The sequence below is a fragment of the Paenibacillus sp. FSL R5-0766 genome (assembly GCF_037971845.1).
Taxonomy (GTDB): domain Bacteria; phylum Bacillota; class Bacilli; order Paenibacillales; family Paenibacillaceae; genus Paenibacillus.
Window position 1 is genome coordinate 4,794,344 of sequence record NZ_CP150227.1, and the last position, 18,186, is coordinate 4,812,529.

Here is an 18,186-nt window from a genome sequence, read left to right on the forward strand (position 1 = left end):
CACTTTTCCAATTATACTTCTGTTTTAACATATGTCTGTATTTATTAATATCGTCAATACAACCCAATAATGAAACGCACCTAGATGAATTTTGTTGCGCTAGAAGCTTCAAACTACCCCTAAGCCCCGTTATTCATCCTTTGTGTGATCATGTGCATCGTTCAGTACATCCCCCATATAAATGCGGATGGTTGATCCCTGATCTACCCTCGCCCCAGGTTTAGGTGCCTGATTAATCACGTATTTACCACTGCCAGACTTCGCCAGCATAAAATTCATGTTCAGGTCTTCGTACAGATCTTCAACAGTAGCTCCTGTCAGGTCTGGGACTGTCACGATTTTGGTTTCACCATACTTGTATTCTTTGGCGACCTGATCCTTCCGAACAGGGACATTCATATAATGCAAAGCATCTTCAAGGATGTTCTGCACAATCGGGGCGGCAACCACACCTCCGAACTGAATTCCTTTGGGATTATCAACTGCCGTATAGACCACAATCTGTGGGTCATCTGCCGGTGCAAACCCGATAAAGGATACAATATGCTCGGTCGAGGAATAACGTCCGTTGATAACCTTCTGGGCTGTACCTGTTTTGCCACCGACCCGGTATCCATCAATGAATGCCGGACGCCCGGTACCTTTTGCGACAACACTCTCGAGTGCTTCACGTACTTGTTTGGATGTATTCTCCGAGATCACCTGACGAACCAGTTCCGGCTTGGCTTCTTCCATGACTTCTCCCGTGACCGGATGGACCCACGCTTTTGTAACATAAGGCTTGTAAAGTTTACCCCCATTGATGGCCGCTGACACAGCAGCTACTTGCTGAATGGGCGTTACCGATACACCTTGACCAAAAGCCGTTGTTGCAAGCTCGACTGGTCCCACTCTGGACAGTTTGAACAGAATTCCACTGGCTTCTCCGCTGAGGTCGATCCCTGTCTTGGTACCAAAGCCGAAGTCTTTAATGTAGGAGAACAACGATTCTTTGCCCAGCCTCTGCCCCAAAGCCACAAAGCCCGGGTTACATGAGTTCTCCACAACTTGTAAGAAGGTCTGACTTCCATGGCCGCCCTTTTTCCAGCAACGCAGACGGGCTCCACCCACCTCAACGTATCCGGGATCAAAAAATTGATCCTGTTGCAGATTGACCTTTTTCTCTTCAAGCGCTGCTGCCAAAGTAATAATTTTAAATGTGGAGCCCGGCTCGTAGGTCATCCAGATCGGTAAATTGCGATTGTATATCTCTGCGGGATATTGCTGATAATCGGCAGGTTCGTATCCCGGCCTACTGGACATCCCCAAGATTTCACCTGTTTTGGGATTCATCGCTATGGCCAATGCTGAGTTCGCCTGGAACTTCACCATGGCCTGATCCAGTTCTCTCTCCATGATGGACTGAATGGATTTATCAATGGTCAGCTTGAGGTTAAGGCCGTCCTTCGGTTCCACATACTTCTCGGATGAGCCCGGCATTAGCCTTCCGGCCGCATCGGACAAGTAGGACACACTGCCATTCAAACCATTCAGCTTATCATCATATTTCTTCTCAACACCCGTTAAGCCCTGATTATCAATGCCCGTAAAACCAAGAATATGGGCAGCCAAATCGTCATAAGGATAAAAACGTTTATTGTCCTCAGCAACAACGATACCCGGAAGCTTCAAATCACGGATGCGCTGAGCTTTCTCCATCGTAATTTTGCGGCCGCCGGGTTGTAGTCGTACAATGAGTTCTCGTTTCTTGATGGTTGCCAGCACTTTTTCTTCCGTCATCCCAAGCAATGGAGCCAGCGCTTTAGCCGTCGTTTCAGCTTCTTTCACCTGAGCCGGAATGGCCATAATGGTTGGTGTTGTCACATTATAGGCCAGAGAGGTTCCATTTCGATCCAGGATCTCCCCTCGCTTGGCTGAGTAAGGAATATTACGCCGCCAGGATTCTTCTGCTTTTGCTGACAATTCAGGGCCTTCCCCGAGCTGTACATAAGCAAGCCTGATCATCAGGGCCGAAAATAACAAAACTAAAATCATTAAACTCCATAGCAACCTGCGTCGCAGATTTACGCTTGATCCCTTCACGAAAAGATCCCCCCACTCGTCCCAAAATCATGACATTCGTTCCATTCATGAATATTCAGGACAACCGGGGGTTAGAACAAGCTGTCAGAGCTCCCTAAGGAAGCGAAGCTCCGTTTGTTGCTGGATCGTCAGAGGATTCGGATTCATTGGCAGGAGCTTTGTTGTTATCTGTTTCTTCTGTTCCGTCTGTTTCGTCGGTTTTAGCTTCTCCGGCCGAAGCCTCTTGTTCCTTCACTTCAGCTTCTGACGACGGATCAGAAGAGATTGGAGCCTCATCGGCTATACCTGTCACTGCAGCTTTGGCAGTTTGCAATTTCAACTGTACAGTTCTCTGCTCACCTGCGACCTGCTCGGTTTGCTTCACGACATAGCCCTCACCCTTGACCGTAACCCCCACCTTCATGAGAGAAAGTACTTCAAGGGCATCACGGAGAGATTCACCTGTTAGATCGGGAATCTTCATCTTGCTGCTTTCTTCCGTTAGCAGATAGATTCGTTGGCCTGGATTCATAGAGGCGCCAGCAACCGGATACTGCCGAATTACATTATCACCTTGACCAAGAGTAACATAAGCAATACCTGCGCTTAGAAGCTGGCTTCTGGCTTGTTTGGCTGTCTTGCCACTCAAGTCAGGCGCCTTGGCTTGCACGACAGAGACTTCTTTTGACTTTTTGTCAGGAGTTTTGGCTGTATCTTTGGGTATTCCCATGTATTGAAGAGTCTGGCTGACAATCTTTTTGAACACCGGGGCAGCTGCAGTTCCTCCCCCAATGTTGGTTCCATCCGGTTGGTCAATGACAACAAGTATAGCAATCTTTGGATTATTCACGGGCGCGAATCCAATAAACGATACAACGTCTTTTGACTTGCTGTATGCTCCGTTAACAACCTTTCTTGCCGTACCTGTCTTACCAGCTACACGGTAACCTTCAATATAGGCGTTACGACCGGTACCAATCGTTTGGTCTGCAACGACTTGTTCCAGATAACCACTCACCAGTTTGGAAGATTCCTTGGAAATCACCTGACGAACAACTTTGGGTTTGATGACTTCCGTTGTTCCATCATTTGGGTTCTTGATCTCCTTTACCAGATGTGGCTCCATCAATTTGCCACCGTTGGCAATCGCAGAGATGGCTGCGACCTGTTGAATTGGTGTTACCTGTACAAGACCATGACCATAGGCTGCCGTGGCAATCTCAGATTTGTAAACCAGTGGCTTGATCGGGGACGCTGCCTCATTTGGCAGATCAATACCCGTCTTTTTGCCGAAGCCGAATTCGTCTATGTAATGACGCAGACGTTCGCCGCCAAGCATGTTGTAACCCAAGTTAACAAAAGCGATGTTACTTGACCGTTTGACACCTTCGAGATACGAGATCCAACCATAGGAATGACCATTATCACTAATCGGGAAACCACCGATATACATGCGTTTGGATTCAAAACTTGCATTGGGATCAAAGAGTTTTTCTTCAACAGCCCCTGCTAGCGTAACTATTTTGAATGTACTACCTGGCTCATAGATGGATTGCGTAGCATGGTTGATAAAATTCTTTTGATCAGGTGTACTCCCATAGGTATTCGGGTTAAAGGTTGGCCAGTTCGCCATCCCCAGAATCTCCATCGTGTTTGGGTCTGCAGCAATGACCGTCATGCTCAGTGGATTATACTTGGCAACGGCTTCTTTCATTGCATCCTCAATGTAGAACTGGATCGTATCATCGATGGTCAGCGTAAGGTTCTTACCGTTCTGAGGTGGCAGATAGTTATCCTGTGAATCCGGAAGTTTAATGCCTTTGGCATCCTTCTGATAATTCAAATATCCGTCTGTGCCTGTCAGTGCTTCATCATATGAGACTTCAAGTCCATTGACAGCTTTCCCATCACGGCTCATATATCCCAAGAGGTGAGAAGCAAGTGTTTCTTCAGGGTAAAAACGCTTCGACTCCTGAGCCATCACAATTGCATTACGTGCCTTATATTCATCTTGCAGTTCTTCACGCAACTCGTTGACTTGTGCCGCAAGTTCAGGACTTATTTTATAACCTTCACTGCGTACTTCACGTTGCTGATAGAACTTGCCATCTTCCTTTTTGGCTGTGACCAGAGCACGCATTTCACTCTCATTTTTTCCAAGAAGGGAAGAGAGCTTCTCCGTAACAACATCCTGAATTCCGAGTTCATTAATTAATAACGGATTAACGGAGACCGTATAGGCAGGGGCATCGGTAGCCAAAATGTTACCGTTTCGATCCGTAATCGTTCCACGTGCAGCCTTAATCGTCTGTTCCCGCTCTACCAATCCGGCCGCTCGTTCCTGCCATACACCGCCATTCACAACTTGAATGAAAAAGATTCGGGTTACGAGTACAAGAAAAAAGAGGGTAATACATCCCCCTATAAGCAACGTGCGCATCTTTATTCTTTTTATCATCGGAACACCTCTTTACTTACTGCTTGCTGTATTTGAGGACGACTCAGTACCAGTTGATTTCGTACTTGTTGAGCGAGGTACATAAATGACATCTTTACCGGAAGCTTCAACGTAACCAAGTTGTTTTGCATTTTCGATGACCTGGTTGTTCAATGTTTCTTTTTCCACCTGCAGGTCTGCAATCGTCTTTTCATACCCCTTGATATCCGAAATAGTGGACTGAGCCTGTTTGTTCAGATCATAGATATGAGCATAACGAGACATCAAGGCTCCTCCAACAAGGATAACTGCAACCACGGTAATCAGATACAAAATTTTCTCGCGTGCCGGAAGACCCGTACGACGGGTCACCACTTTGGTGGTTTCTTTGTATCGTTGCTGGGTCACACGTTCCTGGGACGCTTTTTCTTTTACAGCGAGATTACCACGTGTATATGCCATACTCCGATTCTCTCCTCCACTCTTGATCTACAATTTCTCGGCTACGCGCAGCTTGGCTGAACGAGCACGTGAATTTTCGGTCAATTCCGTTTCCGTTGGAATCAACGGTTTTCTGTTAACTAAACGCAGGGCCCCCTTGCCGCCGCATACACACAACGGAAAATCGGGTGGACATGTACATTTTTCCAGATAACTGCTGAAAATCTGTTTACATATCCGATCCTCAAGGGAGTGGAAGGTAATAACAGATACACGTCCTCCTGGTGCCAGACAACGAACAGCCTGATGCAAGCCTTCTTCAAACGCGCCCAACTCATCGTTGACGGCAATGCGTAATGCCTGGAAGCTACGTTTGGCAGGATGTCCACCAGTACGGCGAGCTGCCGCCGGGATGCCTTCCTTGATCAGTTCCACGAGTTCACCTGTCGTCTCAATGGTAGACTGCGCTCGTTTTCCGACGATAACACGGGCAATTCTCCTCGAAAATTTCTCTTCACCATAGCGATACAAAATTCGAGCAATCTCTTCTTCTGGCCACTCATTCACAATCTCTTTGGCCGTCAGCATTGCATCCTGGTCCATCCGCATATCGAGCGGAGCATCGTGATTGTAGCTGAATCCACGTTCTCCTTCATCAAATTGCGGAGATGACACACCCAAGTCGTACAAAATACCATCGACCTGTGGTACACCATCCTTCATTGGTACATCCAGATCCTTGAGTACCTGTTCCAGATCTCGAAAATTGGTTTTCACCAATGTTACACGTTCTCCATAAGCAGCGAGCTTCTCGCGAGCATTATCCAAAGCCCAGTCATCCTGATCAAGTGCGATCAGACGTCCCCCTGGACCGAGCTTGGAAGCAATCACGGAGCTATGTCCGCCACCGCCTAAAGTGCAGTCCACGTATATACCGTCCTGCTTGATGTTTAATCCCTCTGTTGCCTCTTCTTTGAGTACGGTTATGTGGTGAAACAACCTGCACCCCTCCTGACTTTATAAATCAAAATTAAAATCGACCAGCTTTTCGGCAATGTCGTTGAATGCTTCTTCGGATTGATTGAAATAACTCTCCCATATGCCTTTGCTCCAAATCTCCACCCGGTTTGACACGCCAAGAACAACACAATCCTTGTCAAGCTTGGCATACTCTCTTAAATTGCCCGGCAGATTTACCCTGCCCTGTTTGTCCAGTTCACATTCGGTTGCACCCGAGAAAAAAAACCGGGTAAACGCACGTGCATCAGATTTCATCAATGGCAGTGCTTTGAGCTTCTGTTCCATGACCCCCCACTCCTCCATGGGGTACACGAAAAGACACTGGTCCAAACCCCGTGTGACAACGAAAGACGGTCCCAGAGATTCGCGGAATTTAGCCGGAATGATAACCCGACCCTTATCATCAATGCTATGTTGGAACTCCCCCATAAACATTGGCCCACTCACTCCTCACCCGTTTCTCCCACTTTGCCCCACTTTCCACCACCTAAGCATAATAGATTCGCACAAAAAAATCAAAACCCTTCTTGCATTACTTGATTTTTTAATTTTTCAGCATAAAAAAACGTCCTTGATCCTGTCACTCAGGATCAAAGACGCTTCCCGTAAACGGGCAATCGTATGTCTACCCGCACATGAGCCATATCATCAATAAACCATTCTATACCTATTGAATCATTTCATCAGCTTGTAATTATTGGATAAAGCTTAAAATTTCCAGCTATCCAGGTATTTCTCTTGCTCAGCTGACAAGGAGTCGATGCCAATATTCAGGCTCTCAAGTTTATAGCTGGCAACCTGCTGATCAATATCATAAGGTACATTAACAACGTTTTTACCCAAGTTTTCATAATTCTCACTCACATAACGCAGACCAAGTGCCTGCAGGGCAAACGTCGTATCCATGATTTCGGCAGGGTGACCATCTGCTGCACCTAGGTTTACAAGACGACCTTCTGCAAGAAGATACATTTTACGACCATCTTTGAAACGATATTCCTCAATGTTTCGGCGAACTGTGCGAATCGATTCCGAACGTTTAGCCAGTTCAGGTTTATTCACTTCAACATCAAAGTGACCCGCATTACTCAAGATCGCTCCATCCTTCATCACATCGTAATGCTCACCTGTGATAACATCCTTATTGCCTGTAACTGCAATGAAGAAATCGCCCAATTTGGCGGCTTCTACCATTGTCATGACCCGGAACCCATCCATGTGTGCTTCTACCGCTTTGATTGGATCGATTTCGGTTACGATCACATTCGCTCCAAGACCTTTGGCGCGCATCGCTACACCTTTACCACACCAGCCATAACCTGCTACCACTACGTTTTTACCAGCGATAACCAGGTTAGTTGTACGAATAATCCCGTCGAATGCAGATTGTCCAGTACCGTAGCGATTGTCAAACAGATACTTGCAGTATGCGTCATTAACCGCAACCATCGGAAACTTCAATTGGCCTTCTTTCGCCAATGCTTTCAAACGAATAATACCCGTTGTCGTTTCTTCTGCTCCTCCGCGAATGGTTGCTGCGAGGTCCGGGCGCTCGGATGCAATAATGGTTGCAAAGTCTCCACCATCATCAATAATGAGATCAGGCTTCACCTCAAGCGCACGCAGTTGCAGTGATTTGAATTCCGCAGGCTCCGGATTGTACTTCGCATACACCGTAACCCCGTCTTCCACCAATGCTGCGCAAACATCATCTTGTGTAGACAATGGATTGCTATGCGTAATGGTTACTTCTGCACCACCCGCTTGGATCACTTTTGCCAAGTAAGCTGTTTTCGCTTCCAGATGAAGACAAATGGCAACCTTCAAACCTTTGAAGGGCAGATCCTGTTCGAACTGGCGACGAATGCGGTTCAGTACCGGCATATGCGCTTCTACCCAGTCAATTTTCAGGTGACCCTCTGAAGCGAGTCCCATATCTTTAACAATACTGTTTTGCAATGCAGGTGTAGTCATATCATATCCTCCTCGTTTTGGTGTTTCTTCTATTATAAAGGGCTCTATAGTGCAATAACCTTATGCTCTCCAAGGAATTCGCTTGAGGCCTTAATCAGTTCATCGATCCACTCGGTGCCATAACGATTCAGGTAAAAGAGTGCATTATGTACTCGTTCCTGTGGTTTGCCCGTTGGGAATAAGGAGTTCTGAATGCCATTCCAGTGCCTTAAACTCACATTGTGTTTATCTTCGATAGCTTTGTGAGTCTGCTGTTTCAGATACTGCATCTGCTCGTTGATTTTACTCAAATTGGTATCGCCAATTCGTTCCAGCCCCGGATGAATCTCCGCGATCTCATCAAGCAACGGTCCATACAGATCAAGAAACGCTTCCTGAACCTTGTCGAACTGTTCATCTACCTGGAACGTCTCCTGCTGTGCGAGCCACTGCTCCTTCTTTTCTTCCATATGATATTGAACATCCTGAAAAGAAAGTCCATATTGTTTCATGTGTTTGTGATGAGTATCTTCCATAATGGTGAAAGACAACCGTGGCAACAAAATGGGCATTTGCAGTCCGAACTGACGGAATGCCTCCCGAGTCAAACCCCAATATGCAATTTCACCTTGCCCCAAAATAACAGCGGCTACAGGCAGCACAGAATCTTGCATTAATGGACGTGTCAGTACGTTGTTACTGAAGCGCTCCGGATGTTCTCCCAGTTCCTGAAGCAAACGTTCCTCTGTGAAAGAAACCAAACCTTTGCGATCACTATATAACCCGTCTTTCAACAACAAGAGTAGACGCGCACCTTCATGAATGTAGAACAGATTGGCTCCATCCTCTGCTACTTCGGCAGGCATAGCATAACCAGCTTGTTGTACCAGCGAAGCACCTTGTGTGTATGCGTTGCGCAGCATTTCATTTTTTCGTATCAACCGCTCAAACACAGGCTGTTCCAACCTGCGTAAATCTGGATCCGATGCATCCATTAGAACAAGGCCACTGCTGGCAAACAAGGCAGATATCATGCGGGCAAATGCATCACTCAGATTCGAACTGGAATGATGGATCTCTGTGATACATTTCATCAGTCCTGGTTTATGTATCGTATCAGGTAAAAGATGTTCCACCTGTTCGAGTACATTCATCCACTGCTGTGTATCCACATGAACATTACTGACAGAATCCCTTCCTGCGAATCGTCCTTGTAACTTGACCTTCTTGATGTCTCCCTGATGATCAGGCAGATACGTGTGGTTAACCTCATCCCAGTCATGGTCTTCACCTGCAATCCAAAATACTGGGACTACCGGGCGTTGAAGTCTTTCTTCCGCTTCACGCGCAGCTGCCACTACGCTGGCGGCTTTGTATATGACGAACAGTGGTCCGGTGAGCAGACCGCTCTGCTGTCCTCCTGTAACCACTAGTGCATCTTCTTCTGCAAGACGTGTGATGGACGCATGAACCTCTCCATGGTCGTTCACCCGCTTATTATATATACGTAAATACTCTGCCAGATCACAACGATCAATACGTGTGTTCTCCGATTGGTCCAGCCACTCGGCACGCGCCTGAAGTCCTGATTCCCAGCGAATGTCATACTCGTAAAGGCCACGCGCAGCATCTCTTGAACAGATATAATCTTCTGCAAGTCTTGATCCGCTGCGGAGTGCCTCGGTAATACCGTTCATGAGGTCTGCCTCCTATTCTGCTTCAAAGAGCCTTTCTTGATTGTACCGAATTCAAGGCCGCTTCGTCAAAAGAAAGTGATTAAAATACGAAAAAAACCGCCGAACGAGTCGGCGGCTCTTAATACATCAATAATAGCATATCGCTTTAAAATTCCTGTTATACGTAAGGTTCTGCAACCCAGTGACCTTTGGAAACCTCAATCAATTGAGCATTTTCCAGATTGTACGGGTCATTTGCAGGACCACCAGATCCATTCTGAATCGGGCTCATATGCTCTTCCGGCAGCAAGATGCGACGTTTGTTCGCTTCCACTTCCGGATCAGGTACAGGGATTGCTGAAAGCAACGTTTTGGTATAAGGGTGGACAGGGTTCGCATACAGTTCTTCACTTTCTGCGAGCTCAACCACTTTACCCATGTACATTACAGCGACACGGTCACTGATATGTTTAACCATCGACAAATCATGCGCAATAAACAGGTATGTCAAGCCGAGACGTTGTTGAAGTTCTTCAAGCAATTTCACGACCTGCGCCTGAATGGATACATCCAGTGCAGACAATGGCTCATCACAGATGATGAATTTAGGGTCTACAGCAAGTGCACGCGCAATTCCAATCCGTTGTCTTTGACCACCAGAGAATTCATGTGGATAACGGAGTGCATGACTTGGGTTCAAACCTACCAGATCAAGCAGCTCTTCCACTCGTCTCTTGCGCTCTTTAGAACTGGAAGCCAGACCATGAATATCGAGGGACTCCCCGATAATATCCATAACATTAAAACGCGGGTTAAGAGATGCATATGGATCTTGGAAAATCATTTGCATATCTTTACGCATTTCTTTCATTTTGCGCGGGGACAACTTGTAGATATCCGTTCCGTTGAAGTTAACATTTCCGCCAGTTGGCTCATAAAGACGCAGAATGGTACGACCTGTTGTGGATTTACCACAGCCAGACTCACCTACAACGCCAAGTGTTTCACCTTCAAAGATATCAAAGCTTACGTCATTGACCGCTTTGAGAATGTTACCTTTACCCAAATTAAAGTGCTGTTTCAAGTTTTTCACTTGTACCAGAGGCTTATTGCTGCCTTTGATAATACCAGCCGGAGCTGGTTTTTCCTTTTTGGGCTCGTCCAGACGAGGCAAAGCATTCAGCAATTTAATGGTGTATGGATGTTGAGGGTTACTAAAGATTTCAGCAGTTGTTCCTGTTTCAACAACTTCGCCTTCCTTCATAACAACAACACGGTCACACATACCTGCTACAACACCAAGGTCATGCGTAATCAGCATGATCGATGTTCCCAGCTTTTGCTGCATGTCTTTCATGACATCCAGAATTTGAGCCTGAATTGTAACGTCAAGTGCAGTTGTCGGTTCATCCGCAATCAGAAGGGATGGACGACATGCAAGTGCGATCGCAATCATGGCACGCTGACGCATACCACCAGAGAATTGGTGAGGATAATGATTCATGCGAATAGCCGCATTTTTGATACCTACAAGTTCAAGCATCTCCAAAGCTGCTTTATTCGCCGCTTGTTTGGACATGTTCTGATGCTTGCGCAATACTTCGGTAATTTGTTTACCAATTTTAATGGTAGGATTCAATGAAGTCATTGGATCTTGGAAGATCATACCGATATCTTTACCACGAATCGCTTCCATTTGTTTGTCTGTCTTATTCAGCAGGTCTTGCCCGTGAAAAGTAATTTCTCCGCTTTTGACCTTCGAAGGCGGGGAGGGAATCAATTTCATGATGGTTTGGGCGGTAACACTCTTACCACTACCCGATTCACCTACGATCCCCAGCGTCTCTCCTTTGCCAAGTTCAAAACTCACATGTTTAACGGCATCAAATTCACCAGAACGTGTTGAGAACGACACACTCAGGTCTTTGACAGTTAAAATCGGTTCCATAATCCCACCTCCTGTTTCTATTTACGTAATTTCGGATCGAGTGCGTCACGCAGGCCGTCTCCGAGCAAGTTAAATGCAAGCATTGTAAGAACCATCAGACCTGCTGGGAACCACATCCGCCACGGGAATAGCGTCCAGCCTGTAAGTGCATCATTGATCATAGAACCAAGTGAAGATCTTGGTGCTGATACACCCAATCCAAGGAAGCTCAGGAACGCTTCAGCAAAGATTGCATTTGGAATAGACAACGTCAATGTTACAAGAATCGGCCCTATTGCATTGGGCAGCAAATGACGGAACAATTGACGCCCTGTGCTTGCTCCCATGGACCTTGCAGCAAGAATAAAGTCTCTGTTTTTGAGTTGCATGATTTCACCACGCACAATCCATGACATGCTGATCCAGCCTGTGATGGTGAGGGCAATGATAATCGTTGTCAGACTTGGTTCCAGTACAACCAGCAACAAAATTACAACAAGCATGTACGGCAAGGAGTAGAGGATTTCGGAAAACTTGTTCATAATTCCATCTACACGTCCACCGTAGAAACCCATGATCGCTCCATAAATAACCCCGATAACAAGGTCAATCAAGGCTGCGGCCAAACCTACAGTAAGGGATACACGTGCTCCTACCCAAGTTCTTACCCACACGTCACGACCAAGCTCGTCCGTACCGAACCAGTGCTCCGCACTCGGCGCTGCATTGGCATTCAACAAATCATTGGAATAATAATTATAACTTGTAAACAAAGAAGTTGGACCAATCAAAGAGAAAATCACGACAAGAACCAATACACCCAGACTTATCATAGCAGCCTTATTGGTTGCAAGTCTGTACATGGCATCTTTAAAAAGGGATACACTTTCTTGCGGTTTAACCGCTGCCTGACTAGTCAGGTTCGTGTTCGCCGTTTCATTCTTTTTATTATTCGTGCCAGACAACGTTATGCCCCCTTCCGGCTTTCCAGCTTAATTCTAGGATCAATCAGCACGTAAGCGATATCCGTAAAGAAACGAGCCAACATCAGGAGGATACCATAGAAAATTGTAATCCCCATGATCATAGTGTAATCACGGTTTGTGATACTCTCTACGAATACTTTACCAATTCCCCCGATGTTAAAGATCTGCTCAATTACAACGGAACCTGTGATGATATTCGCTGTCATTGGACCAACATAAGTTACTACCGGTAGAATACCGTTTCTTACAACGTGTTTGAACATAATTGCAGGCCATTTCAGACCTTTGGCTTTAGCTGTTTTGATATAATCTGCATGTAAGACTTCAAGCATGCTCGAACGCGTCAAACGAGCGATAAAAGCAATCGGAGATGCAGATAGCGCTGCAACCGGAAGAACGTAATCCAATGGACCATCAAAGCCCATAACGTTAAACCAGCCTAATTTAGTAGCAAAGAGATACTGCAATAGTGACGCCAGCAAGAAGCTCGGAACAGCTATACCTATGACAGCAAGGATCATCGTGATATCATCAATGAGTTTACGATGGTAAACTGCAGCAATAAGCCCCAGCAAAACACCCACGATAATGGAGATAACAATTGCAAACACTCCAAGCTTCAACGAAGCGGTGAATGTTTCGCCGATCATTCCGGCTACATCTCGATTGAGATATTTCATTGAGACTCCGAAATCTCCCTTAAGGATTCCACCCATATACTTCAGGTATTGTTCATACATCGGTTTGTCCAATCCATACTTCTGTTCCAGCAAGACCCGAATTTCAGGCGATACTTTTTTCTCGGATGTAAAAGGGTCACCCGGAATAGCCTTCATCAGGAAGAAGGTTGCAGATGCGAGTATGAAAAGCGATAGCAGCATAAATAATAGTTTTTTCAACACATACTTAACCAACCCTTGCACACCTCCACAAACAATATTTTGTATACAAATCGATTGTAGAATTAGACAGAAATAAAGTCCAATCCATTTATCGGAAATTTCAAGAATTATAAGGAAAATCGGTGCACATACAAAAAATCGGGATATATATGGAATTCCACATATATATCCCGAAGTATTCATATTAGACTTCAGAACAACTTATTTCTCTTCCAGATATGCACGCGTGAAGTCAATAGCTCCACTGAAATCAAGTTGTACGCCTTTCAGGTAAGGCTTAGTCAAAGATACGTTAGTGTAATAATAGATTGGCATAACGCCCATTTCATCTTGAATCAGGATTTTCTCAGCGTCAGCAAATGCAGCCATACGTGCAGCTGGATCAGCAGATTTTACAGTTTCTTTAACGTCTTTGTCATACTGTTCGTTGCTGAATTTGGAATCATTGTTTGTGTTTCCAGTAGTCCACATTTCCAAGAAGTTGTATGGATCGTTGTAGTCAGCAGACCAACCTGCACGAGCTACTTGGAAGTTTTGGTTTTGACGGTTCTCAAGGAATACGCCCCACTCTTGGTTTTCTGTTTTCACATCAACACCAAGATTTTGTTTCCACATGTCAGCAACCGCCAAAGCGATTTTCGCGTGACCATCACTAGTGTTGTAGATCAACGTAACAGCTGGCAATGTTGTGTAACCTTCTTCTTTCATACCTTCAGCAAGCAATGCTTTAGCTTCTTCCACATTTTCTGTGAAGTAATCGTCTTTGTGCTCATCACGGAATTCGCCGTTTTCACCACGGATACCTGGAGGTACAAAGCCGAATGCTGGAATTTGTCCACCTTGTGTAACTTTGTCAACAATCAGCTGACGCTGAATTGCCATTGCAAATGCTTTACGGATTTTAACGTTGTTAAATGGTGCTTCGTTTACGTTGAACTGATAGTAGTACGTACTTGCAATACCAGTAGCTTTGAACTCGTCCGGCAATTCCGCTTTTACAGAAGGAATTTGGTCGGATGGAATTTCACCGTTAGGTGCACCAGTGTAGTCCAATTGTCCTGATTTGTAAGCTTGCAGTTCGGAAGCACTGCTGTTTGTCAGAGACATATCGATTTGAGCCAATTTAATATCGGCAGCTGCATGGTAACCATCGTTTTTCTTCACAACAATTTTTTGACCTTTAGAGTATTGATCCATTACAAATGGTCCGTTAACGATCATGTTTTTGTAGTCTGTGAAGAATTTGTCATTGGTGTCAGCAGATGCATGTACTGGGTAGTACGTGTAGAATGCTGTCAGACCCAAGAAGTAAGGTGTTGGGTTTTCCAACGTTACTTCCAATGTGTGCTCATCAGTAGCTTTAACGCCTACTTGTGAGAAATCTGTGACTTTAGTACCTTTGTATGTTTCATCTTTGCTGAGGTTGTAACCTTCAGCGCCTTTAATATAGTACAATTGGTATGCATATGGAGAAGCTGTTTCCGGTTTCAAAGCACGTTCCCAAGAACGAACAAAGTCTTCGGCAGTGATTGCATCACCGTTGCTCCATTTAGCATCCGGGTTCAGGTTGAAAACATATTTCAAACCATCTTCGGAGATTGTCCAGTCTTTAGCTACGCCCGCTTGTTCTTTACCATCAGCATCGATGCGTACAAGACCTTCATACAAGAATTTCAGAACTGTGTTGGTTTGGCTGTCTTTTGCTTGAGCCGGGTCCAACGTAGGAGGTTCAGCTGACAGGTTGATTTTCAGAATTTGATCTTTAGCAAGACCATTTCCTTCGTTTGCAGAACCAGTATCGGTGTTACCTGTGCCTTCGTTTTTCGATCCGCACGCTGCAAGTACGGTACCGAACGCCAAAATCAGCGTCAAAAGGACTAATAGACTTTTCCTTTTCATCTAACACGTTCCCCCTAAATTGATATGGTTTATATGTTTATAGATTATACAACCACCGGTCAAAAAAATCTACATTACTTTTTCAGAAAGTAATGTTTTTTTCAGTTTTCGACAAAATCGACACATTTTTTGCCTCTTTTGCGTTATGTAACCTCACATCTGTTGCATGAAGTATCTAAATAATCCAAATAAAGTAAACAAAACATACCCGAAACTCATGATGACGAAAGACATGCGCCATACGGCCCGGAACATTCTACCCCTATCAACCTTCCCTTTTAGTCGATTTTGCGCACCCCCGATGAATCCAAGTGCTACTAGTATGAGTATTAATGTCAGATAAAAACCAAAATTCGAATCAAATGTTAAGTTGAATAACGCTGAAACTGAAAATACAAGAAAAAAAGTGGTTACATCCATTGCCATTCGCAATGCTTTACGTTTGTCTTTTTTCCATACGTACATGCCCCAATAGACAAGAAAGAACGGAAAAAAGGGCAATATGCTCAACACAATAAAAAGTCCCATTAATTCACTCCTTCCGGTTGCATTCCTTCAATCAGATGAAGCAGTATTTCATGTGTAGGTGCAACAAGGTCCAACTTCTGTGCCATTCTTACAATATGACCGTTAATTGACCTCACTTCTGTACCACGTCCAGCGAGAACATCTGCAAGCATGGAGGAAGTATTCGTGGCAGTAGAACGACAGACCGATATTAGTTGATCCCACATATCCTTATCCAAACATATTCCACTTGCAGAGTAGATTAACAATACTTCATCAAATAACTGGCGCATTAGCCTCTTTCGTTCTTCCATGACGATCAATTCTCCATTAGGGATTCGCCATAGTGCTGTAAGCGGGTTAATGACCGCATTAATCAGTAGTTTCCTGTATATCAGCTTATCGATTTCATTCGACACTGTACAGTCAAATCCTGCCTGCTGCAACGATCCCGACAGAGTAAATGTTCTCTTCTCCTCTATAGAGGTAGAAGCTACTATATGTATGTTGTACCTCCCCAGCCTGGTTTCACCTGTACCTGCACGAATCACCTTACTTTGTGTACGCTTCGCACCTTCTGTTGTAACCGCACTACACAGAAGCGACTTTGGCAAAGCTGCTTGAAGTTTTGCCAGATGGCCCATCCCATTCTGAAAACAAGCGATATTCAGCACATGATCTTGTAATGGACTAATCTCATGAATGAAATCATCCATGCTTGTCTGCTTAACCATGAGCAGTAACCATTCACCCGGTGTGTTCTTCCATGTGTCAGTCAGCTCACTTATTGGTTTCGCCTGTATTTGATCCGGTAGAATATGTATCTCCTCGTCTTGTTCCACAATGGTTACTCCATCATGGCTGAGGAGGTCTGCCTGAACAGTTGTTCTCGTCCAAAACCTGACCTGGTTACCTGACGCCAGCAGTTTCCCGCCATACAAAAGACCCAGTGCTCCCGCTCCTACGATGTCAATGATCATATGATGAACTCCTCTCCGCTTCGATAGTTTCTCTTCTTTTATCTATAATAGAACAAAAACACCAAACTAAAAACCCGTCATACCTGCCGTTGTGTAACGGAGGTGTGGCGGGTTCATACCTGACTTTCACCAATCAAACGTCTGAACTTGTTATTCAATTCGTTCCAGATTCCCGTTGGCATCCATCTTGAAACGTGTCTTAAGTTCCTCTTCTTCTTCGGACAAAAATGCGAGTCTGCGAGCCCGATCCATAATCTGAATCAAAGCTTTGTAGTCGTCATTCACCACACGGTAATCCGTCTGTACTTCATTCACTTCCTTGGAGAGACGGTCATTCTCAAGACGTAGTTCAAGCAATTCATCTTCTTTCTCCCGAAGCTCCTTCTCCAGCATCTTGAGTTGACGATTACTCTCCTGCACCGTTCCCTTCCATTGTCGCAGGAAGCGGATTACTGCATCCATCGATAATGAATCGTCTGAGATCCCATCTGATTTGTACAGATGTTCTTCCGTGTCCAGGGTAGACAACGCTGCAACCTGCGGTCCGAGCATAGCTGGCTGCTTTCTGAGATAACTTCGTTTTTGTCGTTGTGCCTTGGCGTTACTAATGGCAGAATCATACTTTTTACGTACACAACTATTCCAGCGAAAACCGCATGCGGCAGATGTTCTGCCTATTTTTTCGCCCACCTCTTCAAAAGCGGCCAATTGTGTACTGCCTTCCCGAATATGACGCAAAGTAACCTCAGCCAATATCAAATCGTCCTCTGTACTCCAAGCATCCTGTCTCACTGCAGTCATGCTATAATACCCTCCTAACAACATCCTAAAATAACCGTCCGCATTACCGGAAGCCCGGTATGTGAATTAGGTATAAAAGCTGCTTCATTCATTCTTATGCCTCTCATAGAGTTCATAGAATTGATTTCATACTAAAATGTATTTCCACATTCAGGCTTGCTCATACGTGACATATGCAAAACATATCCCTCTATACTTACTTTTAGCAAAAAAAAGAATTCGCTTTCATATCCAAATTTGTTTACACGTTTTTCCTTTCCCGGTATAATGTTGTGTAGACAATCTATGAACGTACTTAGGAGAGGAGGATTTACCGTGGCACGCATGTTTCGGGTACTCGGGTTCTTCACGCTTGCAATTGGCCTGATGGCTTTTGCGGGAGATCTGGTCGAAATGGCTTTGCTTTTTTTCCTGCAGACTGCGTTTTTTGTCATTTTGGGATACTTGAAATTTACCGAGCGAACGTACATATTGCTCTTCTGGGGTTATATGATCGTAACATTCACGGGGTTCAGCTACTGGACCGTATTCGAAATGGGGTTGCCGCTCTAATCCACCTGCAGCATCAAAGTGATCCGATATCTGTCGGGTTGCTT

Annotated in this window: 15 protein-coding genes; 1 reads left to right on the plus strand and 14 read right to left on the minus strand. The window is 45.0% G+C overall.

Annotation, left to right across the window (positions count from 1 at the left end; all coding sequences use genetic code 11):
* Nucleotides 1–129 precede the first annotated feature (129 nt).
* The 14 genes from MKY66_RS20805 to MKY66_RS20870 all read right to left on the minus strand — a co-directional run bounded on the left by MKY66_RS20805 (nucleotide 130) and on the right by MKY66_RS20870 (nucleotide 17,590).
* On the minus strand, nucleotides 130–2,082 hold the full coding sequence (locus MKY66_RS20805; RefSeq protein WP_076211545.1) for a stage V sporulation protein D: 1,953 nt from the start codon (nucleotides 2,080–2,082) through the stop codon (nucleotides 130–132).
* 94 nt (nucleotides 2,083–2,176) lie between these two features.
* On the minus strand, nucleotides 2,177–4,519 hold the full coding sequence (locus MKY66_RS20810; protein WP_076211547.1) for a penicillin-binding transpeptidase domain-containing protein: 2,343 nt from the start codon (nucleotides 4,517–4,519) through the stop codon (nucleotides 2,177–2,179).
* A gap of 12 nt (nucleotides 4,520–4,531) precedes the next feature.
* Nucleotides 4,532–4,960, minus strand: a complete 429-nt coding sequence (locus MKY66_RS20815; protein WP_076211549.1) for a hypothetical protein — start codon at nucleotides 4,958–4,960, stop codon at nucleotides 4,532–4,534.
* Between the two features lie 27 nt (nucleotides 4,961–4,987).
* Nucleotides 4,988–5,938: a 16S rRNA (cytosine(1402)-N(4))-methyltransferase RsmH gene (gene rsmH / locus MKY66_RS20820; RefSeq protein WP_076211551.1), complete on the minus strand. Its 951-nt coding sequence runs from the start codon at nucleotides 5,936–5,938 to the stop codon at nucleotides 4,988–4,990.
* Between the two features lie 18 nt (nucleotides 5,939–5,956).
* Entirely contained in the window at nucleotides 5,957–6,394 is a 438-nt protein-coding gene (gene mraZ, locus MKY66_RS20825; RefSeq protein WP_017687291.1) for a division/cell wall cluster transcriptional repressor MraZ, read from the minus strand.
* A gap of 273 nt (nucleotides 6,395–6,667) precedes the next feature.
* Nucleotides 6,668–7,933, minus strand: coding sequence for an adenosylhomocysteinase (locus tag MKY66_RS20830; RefSeq protein ID WP_047843755.1), 1,266 nt, complete (start codon nucleotides 7,931–7,933; stop codon nucleotides 6,668–6,670).
* Nucleotides 7,934–7,977: 44 nt separating this feature from the next.
* A complete protein-coding gene (gene bshC, locus MKY66_RS20835) occupies nucleotides 7,978–9,609 on the minus strand; it encodes a bacillithiol biosynthesis cysteine-adding enzyme BshC (protein ID WP_076211562.1) in 1,632 nt (543 codons plus the stop codon).
* Nucleotides 9,610–9,766: 157 nt separating this feature from the next.
* On the minus strand, nucleotides 9,767–11,536 hold the full coding sequence (locus MKY66_RS20840; RefSeq protein ID WP_076211563.1) for an ABC transporter ATP-binding protein: 1,770 nt from the start codon (nucleotides 11,534–11,536) through the stop codon (nucleotides 9,767–9,769).
* Between the two features lie 17 nt (nucleotides 11,537–11,553).
* The gene (locus MKY66_RS20845) at nucleotides 11,554–12,480 is read right to left on the minus strand and encodes an ABC transporter permease (protein WP_083657091.1); all 927 of its coding nucleotides are present in this window, start codon (nucleotides 12,478–12,480) and stop codon (nucleotides 11,554–11,556) included.
* Between the two features lie 2 nt (nucleotides 12,481–12,482).
* A complete protein-coding gene (locus MKY66_RS20850; protein ID WP_076211567.1) occupies nucleotides 12,483–13,415 on the minus strand; it encodes an ABC transporter permease in 933 nt (310 codons plus the stop codon).
* Nucleotides 13,416–13,604: 189 nt separating this feature from the next.
* Nucleotides 13,605–15,302 (minus strand): peptide ABC transporter substrate-binding protein, encoded by a 1,698-nt coding sequence (locus MKY66_RS20855; protein ID WP_076211569.1) that lies wholly within the window; start codon nucleotides 15,300–15,302, stop codon nucleotides 13,605–13,607.
* A gap of 153 nt (nucleotides 15,303–15,455) precedes the next feature.
* Nucleotides 15,456–15,830 carry a DUF3397 domain-containing protein gene (locus MKY66_RS20860; protein ID WP_036614898.1) on the minus strand — a complete coding sequence of 125 codons (375 nt, stop codon included), beginning with the start codon at nucleotides 15,828–15,830 and terminating at the stop codon, nucleotides 15,456–15,458.
* Nucleotides 15,830–16,789: a 2-dehydropantoate 2-reductase gene (locus tag MKY66_RS20865; protein WP_076211572.1), complete on the minus strand. Its 960-nt coding sequence runs from the start codon at nucleotides 16,787–16,789 to the stop codon at nucleotides 15,830–15,832. The genes MKY66_RS20860 and MKY66_RS20865 overlap by 1 nt, the downstream gene beginning before the upstream one ends.
* A 150-nt stretch (nucleotides 16,790–16,939) precedes the next feature.
* A complete protein-coding gene (locus MKY66_RS20870; RefSeq protein ID WP_076211575.1) occupies nucleotides 16,940–17,590 on the minus strand; it encodes an RsfA family transcriptional regulator in 651 nt (216 codons plus the stop codon).
* A 315-nt stretch (nucleotides 17,591–17,905) separates the two neighbouring features.
* On the opposite strand from MKY66_RS20870, the gene MKY66_RS20875 reads away from it, so the two are divergent.
* Entirely contained in the window at nucleotides 17,906–18,142 is a 237-nt protein-coding gene (locus MKY66_RS20875) for a DUF2626 domain-containing protein (RefSeq protein ID WP_017687281.1), read from the plus strand.
* Nucleotides 18,143–18,186: the final 44 nt, after the last annotated feature.

Coding starts and splice junctions, on each gene's coding strand:
- MKY66_RS20830 (WP_047843755.1), bottom strand. CDS start 7,933: ATGACTACACCTGCATTGCAAAACAGTATTGTTAAAGATATGGGACTC.
- bshC (WP_076211562.1), bottom strand. CDS start 9,609: ATGAACGGTATTACCGAGGCACTCCGCAGCGGATCAAGACTTGCAGAA.
- MKY66_RS20865 (WP_076211572.1), bottom strand. CDS start 16,789: ATGATCATTGACATCGTAGGAGCGGGAGCACTGGGTCTTTTGTATGGC.
- MKY66_RS20810 (WP_076211547.1), bottom strand. CDS start 4,519: ATGATAAAAAGAATAAAGATGCGCACGTTGCTTATAGGGGGATGTATT.
- MKY66_RS20840 (WP_076211563.1), bottom strand. CDS start 11,536: ATGGAACCGATTTTAACTGTCAAAGACCTGAGTGTGTCGTTCTCAACA.
- MKY66_RS20860 (WP_036614898.1), bottom strand. CDS start 15,830: ATGGGACTTTTTATTGTGTTGAGCATATTGCCCTTTTTTCCGTTCTTT.
- MKY66_RS20815 (WP_076211549.1), bottom strand. CDS start 4,960: ATGGCATATACACGTGGTAATCTCGCTGTAAAAGAAAAAGCGTCCCAG.
- MKY66_RS20870 (WP_076211575.1), bottom strand. CDS start 17,590: ATGACTGCAGTGAGACAGGATGCTTGGAGTACAGAGGACGATTTGATA.
- mraZ (WP_017687291.1), bottom strand. CDS start 6,394: ATGTTTATGGGGGAGTTCCAACATAGCATTGATGATAAGGGTCGGGTT.
- MKY66_RS20855 (WP_076211569.1), bottom strand. CDS start 15,302: ATGAAAAGGAAAAGTCTATTAGTCCTTTTGACGCTGATTTTGGCGTTC.